The sequence below is a fragment of the Xylanibacter ruminicola Ga6B6 genome (assembly GCF_000687715.1).
GTDB classification, from domain to species: domain Bacteria; phylum Bacteroidota; class Bacteroidia; order Bacteroidales; family Bacteroidaceae; genus Prevotella; species Prevotella ruminicola_B.
On record NZ_JHXD01000007.1, the window covers coordinates 119,653 to 125,899 of the forward strand.

7 protein-coding genes and 1 pseudogene are annotated in these 6,247 nt (G+C 49.0%); 4 read left to right on the top strand and 4 right to left on the bottom strand.

What is annotated here, in order from left to right; all coding sequences use genetic code 11:
• The first annotated feature begins 25 nt into the window (after positions 1-25).
• Positions 26-1,567, top strand: a complete 1,542-nt coding sequence (gene rny / locus T500_RS0106440; RefSeq protein WP_013065465.1) for a ribonuclease Y — start codon at positions 26-28, stop codon at positions 1,565-1,567.
• Between the two features lie 3 nt (positions 1,568-1,570).
• Here the strand turns inward: rny and T500_RS0106445 are convergent, their stop codons facing one another.
• Positions 1,571-2,293, bottom strand: a complete 723-nt coding sequence (locus T500_RS0106445; RefSeq protein WP_028907432.1) for a YjjG family noncanonical pyrimidine nucleotidase — start codon at positions 2,291-2,293, stop codon at positions 1,571-1,573.
• Between the two features lie 117 nt (positions 2,294-2,410).
• On the opposite strand from T500_RS0106445, the gene T500_RS0106450 reads away from it, so the two are divergent.
• Both T500_RS0106450 and T500_RS0106455 read left to right on the top strand, forming a co-directional pair.
• Positions 2,411-3,724 carry a hypothetical protein gene (locus tag T500_RS0106450; RefSeq protein WP_028907433.1) on the top strand — a complete coding sequence of 438 codons (1,314 nt, stop codon included), beginning with the start codon at positions 2,411-2,413 and terminating at the stop codon, positions 3,722-3,724.
• A 6-nt stretch (positions 3,725-3,730) separates the two neighbouring features.
• Positions 3,731-5,029, top strand: a complete 1,299-nt coding sequence (locus T500_RS0106455) for a histidine-type phosphatase (RefSeq protein ID WP_051611920.1) — start codon at positions 3,731-3,733, stop codon at positions 5,027-5,029.
• 18 nt (positions 5,030-5,047) lie between these two features.
• Here the strand turns inward: T500_RS0106455 and T500_RS17290 are convergent, their stop codons facing one another.
• Genes T500_RS17290 through T500_RS17140 form a run of 3 tightly spaced genes read right to left on the bottom strand, consistent with a single transcriptional unit; the run spans position 5,048 to position 5,616 of the window.
• Entirely contained in the window at positions 5,048-5,200 is a 153-nt protein-coding gene (locus T500_RS17290) for a hypothetical protein (protein WP_230580863.1), read from the bottom strand.
• On the bottom strand, positions 5,178-5,351 hold the full coding sequence (locus T500_RS17490) for a D-Ala-D-Ala carboxypeptidase family metallohydrolase (RefSeq protein ID WP_410543880.1): 174 nt from the start codon (positions 5,349-5,351) through the stop codon (positions 5,178-5,180). Before T500_RS17490 ends, T500_RS17290 begins: the two co-directional genes overlap by 23 nt.
• Positions 5,311-5,616, bottom strand: a complete 306-nt coding sequence (locus T500_RS17140; protein WP_028907435.1) for a hypothetical protein — start codon at positions 5,614-5,616, stop codon at positions 5,311-5,313. Before T500_RS17140 ends, T500_RS17490 begins: the two co-directional genes overlap by 41 nt.
• Positions 5,617-6,115: 499 nt before the next feature.
• Here T500_RS17140 and T500_RS15325 point away from each other — a divergent pair.
• Positions 6,116-6,247, top strand: a pseudogene (locus T500_RS15325) (DNA-binding protein); the annotation flags it as partial.

Here is a 6,247-nt window from a genome sequence, read left to right on the forward strand (position 1 = left end):
ATCATTTTATTAACATAGATTTTATATGGATATCATTATTGTACTACTGATCGCTGCAGGCGCCCTCGCATTAGGAGGAGTCTGCGGATACCTTGTATTCCGCTACGTTCTGAAGGGGAAATACAACGAAATGATCGACACTGCCACCAAGCAGGCCGATGTCATCAAAGAGAAAAAACTGCTCGAGGTGAAGGAAAAATTCATCAATAAGAAGAGCGAGCTGGAAAAGGAGGTGCAGCAGCGCAACCAGCACATCCAGCAGAGTGAGAACAAACTGAAGCAGCGCGAGATTTCGCTCAACCAGCGCCAGGAAGAACTGGGCCGCCGTAAGAACGAACTCGACAATCAGCAGCAGCGCATCGAGAACGAGAAGAAGCTGCTCTCTGTAAAGGCCGAGGAGCTCGAGAAGATGCAGCTCAAGGAGCGCGAGAAGCTCGAGGAGGTATCAGGCCTCAGCGCCGAAGAGGCTAAGAACCGTCTGGTTGAGTCGATGAAGGACGAGGCTAAGACTGCCGCTGCCAGCTACATCAACGAGATTATGGACGAGGCCAAGCTGAACGCTAACGCACAGGCCAAGAAGATAGTTATCCAGACCATTCAGCGTGTAGCTACCGAAACCGCTATCGAGAACTCGGTAAGCGTGTTCCACATCGAGAACGACGAGGTGAAGGGTCGCATCATCGGTCGCGAGGGTCGTAACATCCGCGCACTCGAGGCCGCCGCAGGTGTTGAAATCGTTGTCGACGATACTCCTGAGGCAATCGTTATCTCTGGTTTCGATCCTGTTCGCCGTGAGGTTTGCCGTCTGGCACTCCACCAGCTTGTTAGCGATGGCCGTATCCACCCCGCACGTATCGAGGAGGTGGTTGCCAAGGTTAAGAAGCAGCTCGACAACGAGATTATCGAGACTGGTAAGCGCACCGCTATCGACCTGGGTGTACATGGTCTCCACCCCGAGCTCATCCGCATCATCGGTAAGATGAAGTACCGTTCATCATACGGACAGAATCTGCTGCAGCACGCACGCGAAACTGCCAACCTGTGTGCCGTTATGGCCAGCGAGCTTGGCTTGAATCCTAAGAAGGCAAAGCGTGCCGGATTGCTGCACGATATCGGTAAGGTGCCCGACGAGGAGAGCGAGTTGCCACACGCTATCTACGGTGCCAAGATTGCCGAGAAGTTCAAGGAGAAGCCCGATATCTGCAATGCCATCGGTGCTCACCACGACGAGATGGAGATGCAGACACTGTTGGCTCCTATCGTTCAGGTGTGCGATGCTATCTCAGGTGCCCGTCCAGGTGCACGTCGCGAGATTGTAGAGGCTTACATCAAGCGTTTGAACGACCTTGAGGCCATCGCCATGAGCTATCCCGGTGTTACCAAGACCTACGCCATCCAGGCTGGTCGCGAGCTCCGTGTGATTGTAGGTGCCGATAAGATGAACGACGCCGAGAGCGAAGCCCTCAGCGCCGACATTGCCACAAAGATTCAGAACGAAATGACCTATCCTGGTCAGGTAAAGATTACCGTTATCCGCGAAACACGTTCTGTGGCTTACGCCAAGTAATCTTTAAATAATCTGTTTGATATCAAGTAAATCAGATACCGTGTAAGTGGGGGCCTCAGGGTCTCCACTTTTTATGTCGTATCCCCAACGGTTAAACAACAGCGCATCTATGCCCACGGCCATCGCGCCCTTAATGTCGGTTTGAAGGTTGTCGCCAATCATCAGCGTTGTTTCTGGCTTAGCTCCCGTCTGCTTAAAGGCATACTCAAAATAACCTGCAGCAGGTTTGTTTACCCCAGCATCCTCGCTCAGCACAATCGTATCAAAATACTGGCGCAAGCCGCAGGCAGCCAGTTTTTTGTACTGCACCTCATGGAATCCGTTGCTCGTCATGTGCATGCGGTATCCCTTTTCGCGCAGGTATTGCATCAACTCGTGTGCACCCTTTACCGTGCCAGGCTTGTTGCTGCAGTACGCCAGGAACTTATCGCTCATCTCCAAGCAGTACGCCTCGGTAGCAGCATCGCCCATCCCCACACTCAGTGGTCGGCGGAATCGCTCCATTATCAGGTAGTCGCGTGTAATCTCGCCCTTCGAGTAACGCCCCCAAAGGTCGATATTCGCCTCCCAGTAAGCATCGTAAAACACCTGAGGGTCAGCAAAATAGCGTCCCAGCTGGTAATACTCAAACGTTTCGCGTATGGCAATCTCCGAATTGCCATGAGTGTCGTAGAGCGTGTCGTCAAAGTCTACAAACAAATCCTTATATACCTTATTCTTTTCCATACGCCGACAAAGGTACGAAAATAGTTGCAAAGTTACGTACTTTTTTAGTGTGCAGTTTGGTATATTGCCAAAAAATCAGTAATTTTGCAGCCGAAGTTCTATAAAAAGCCCTAAGCAATGAAACGTCTATTAATAATATTCATCACCTTAACAGCAGCTTTTGCAGGCGTTAAGGCACAATCGGTGGCAAAGGATTTGCAGGCCGACCCTAACCGTGCGGCAGGTATGTTCTATGCCCTCCCCATAGGCAAGATGCCTAAGGATACACCAGCGCCCGCCGGTAAAAGGCCATTCTACATTAACCACTACGGCTGCCCGGGTTCGTATTATCTCGATAAAAAAGAGTACTATACCGATACCTACGCCACCTTTGCAAAGGCCGACAGTTTAGGCAAGCTTACCAAGCTGGGTAAGGATGTGTTCCGTCGTATCAAGTTATTATGCCAGGATGCGCAGGATCGCGATGGCGAGCTCACCCCTATCGGCGCCCAGCAGTCGCGCGACATGGTAAAGCAACTGGTTGAGCGTTACCCCGATATGTTCACCCCCGATGGCTACTACAGCGTGCGCAGTATTGTTGAGAACCGCTGCATTATGACCATGCAGGAGGGTCTGCTGCAACTCTCAGCCATGCACCACCCCATCATTGCCCGCAGTAAGGCATCGCTACAGGAAAACAGGTTTATGTGTCCCGAAGATAAGATACTTACCTCGCAGCGTACCGATTCGCTCACCCTGCTGCATTACAATCGCTTTGTATCGCTCAACTCGAGCGACAACCGCCTGATGCAGTCGCTCTTTAACGATCCCTTCTACGTGGTTTCAAGCATCGATGTACCCAAGCTGGCCCGCCAGTTGTTTATTCTGGCAGGTAACGTGCAGCATGCCAACGTAAAGAATAAAGTTACGCTGTGGGACATTTTCACACAAAATGAGATCCACCAGCACTGGCGCAAGCAAAACGCCTGGCACTACATCAACTACGGCGGTTGCACCCTTAACGGTGGCTATCAGGCCTACCTGCAGCGCTCAACCCTGCGTAATATGATGCACATGGGCGACAGCGTGCTTAAACGTTATAGCCCCCTGATGCACTTGCGTTACACCAACGAGCAGGTTATCATGTCGATGGCCTGCCTCATGGAGCTCAATGACTACGGTTTGCATACCGACAATCTCGACTCGCTCGAAGCCTATGGCTGGGCCAACTACCGCATCGCCCCCTTAGGCGGTAGCATTATCATGATTCACTATCGCGCCAATCACGACGATCCCGATGTGCTGGTAAAAGTACTGCTCAACGGCGAAGAGGCACGCCTGCCCATCAAAACCGATTGCGCCCCCTACTACCACTGGAAGGATGTTAAGCGCTACTATCTGCGCAAGATCTATCGCTACGAGAACCGTCGATTCAGCCACAAAAAAAGATAACATTTCATGAACACCAAAATTAAATACACGCTCCTGTTGATACTGGCCGTAGGCAGCTGTAAGCTTTCCGTGGCCCAGAGTGTTATCGACCTGATTAAGCAGCGCCCATCATACGCATCATGTAATTACGATGTGTACCCCGACAGCATCACCGCCAAGCTCACACCAGCCCCCGCTGGCAAAAAGCCGTTCTATATTTCGCACTATGGTCGCCATGGTTCGCGCTACATCAGCAATCGCAGTGGATTCGACACCCCCTACTACATGATGCTGCATGCCGACAGCCTCGACGAGCTTACACCTACAGGCCAGCAGGTTCTGCAACACATGAACAATATCATGCGCAACACCGAAGGTCGCTGGGGCGAACTTACCGGCTATGGCAAACAGCAGATGCAGAAGATAGGCCGCCGCATGGCCGAACGCTTCCCCGAAGTGTTCCATCCAGGCGCCAACGTTACCTGTATCAGCACCGTTGTGCCCCGTTGCATCGAGTCGATGGGCTCGGCAGCGATGGAGATGCTGCAGGTATGCCCACAGTTGCACATCACCATGCAAGCCTCAAAGCGCACCCAGTGGTATATGAATTATCAGGACAAGAAATTACGTAAGAGCTATATGACCCCTGAGGCTCAGAAAGCCTTAGATGCCTATACCACCACCCGCATGGGTAACACCCGACTGATGGAGCTGATATTCAAGAATCCCGATATCGCCGAAGAGTTTGTAAACCAAGAGGACTTCAGCTATTATCTCATGAAGATGGGACTCTTCCAGCTCAACACCAACTTTAATCGCAACACCCACCTGATAGGTCTTTTTAATACCAACGATCTGTATCGCATGTGGCAGGTCGACAATGCCTACTGGTACCTGCAGCATGGCGCATGCAAACTTAACGGTGGCAACCAGCCTTACACGCAGCGCCACCTGCTTAAGAAGATGATTGCCGATGCCGACAGCTGCATCAAACTCCCCGATCCAGGTGCACAGTTGCGTTTCGGTCACGAAACCGTACTGCTCCCATTGGTATGTCTCATAGGTGTTAACGGGTTTGATTTCTCTACCGACAACCTCGACGAGCTCGAGGGCCATGGCTGGTGGTGCAGCAGTGTGTTCCCGATGGCCAGCAACCTGCAGTTCATCTTCTACCGCAGCAATCCCAAGGATAAGGATGTGCTCGTAAAAGTACTGCTCAACGAGGTCGAGGCCACCCTCCCCATCTCCACCGACTGCGCCCCCTACTACCACTGGTCCGATTTCCGCCAGTACTGCCTCAACAAACTCGCCGCCTATAAGCAATAACTGCTTATATCATTTATACTACGCTTGTATAAACGACACCTTGCGTCTGTTTTCTTTAGGTCGCACTGCAAAGTGCAACCAGATGGCACCATAGCGGTTCTTGGACGAGCCAAGCGGCAAAGCCGAGCGCTTTTCTATCAGCAGTTCGTCATAATCCTGCTGCTGATTCATTGGCGTAGGCTATCAATATAGCTGCATATTCTATGGCCTGTTCCATACCATTAGTACGGATATCTACTGCACAGCCTGTTAAGTGATTACTGGTGGGCGCCCCGCCAACCTTACGATTTAACTGCGGGCTGCGATAGCCAGAGTTTATCACAATCGCTATTCACCTTATCAGCCTTATTATACCATTCTTGAATTCTTAATTCAGCTATAGTATGAAGATAGCGATCATAATCGCATTCCTTTCCTTTATGTGCAAAATGCCAAGAATTAAAATCTCCCTGTTTAGGGATCATCTCTAATTTACATTCTGGATTGGGGCACGTAAATTTACCATTTACTTTATATCCAGGAGTTAATGTAACGAGATTATGATTCTCGTCGTATGCCGACTTATACTTTACTTTACCCTTTACCATATAAATGCAAAGGTAGTACAAAAACTTTGTTTGACCAAATTTTACACAGAGAAATTAGTTACTAAGTGTACTCAGTACTCAGTTCTCAGTTTTATTTTTGGACAATGATAGGCAAGGTATAAAAAAGAAATAATTATATTATTATAATAATAAATTATTAATAATATATATATTATTAATAATTTAACTTCAAAACGACCTATAACAGGGGGGCTTGTTTTAAAACTGAGAACTGAGTACTGAGTACACTTTTATAAACTACTAAATTTTAACAATTGATTAACAATTAATCTTTCAATATATGACGAAAATTTCGTACCTTTGCATTGTCGAGATGAAGATAGAGATGATGCTCCCGCGCGAGGAAAAAGATTCTCCCACGTGCACTAAGAAAATCTCCCACACGTGGCCGCAAAATCAACATCGGAATTGAGACAAGCAAAATGTAAAATGTAACAATTAAAAAATTCAACAACAACACAAAAACAAAATTAGAATTATGGCATTGAAAGTTAAAGCACAGGAAAAGTTGCAGAAGATTGGCAAGTATGAGGGCACTTATCGCTACATCATGATGCCGGAGCTGTACACGGCTCTGACTCAGGACAAGGTGATTAAGGAGGCTGCTCTG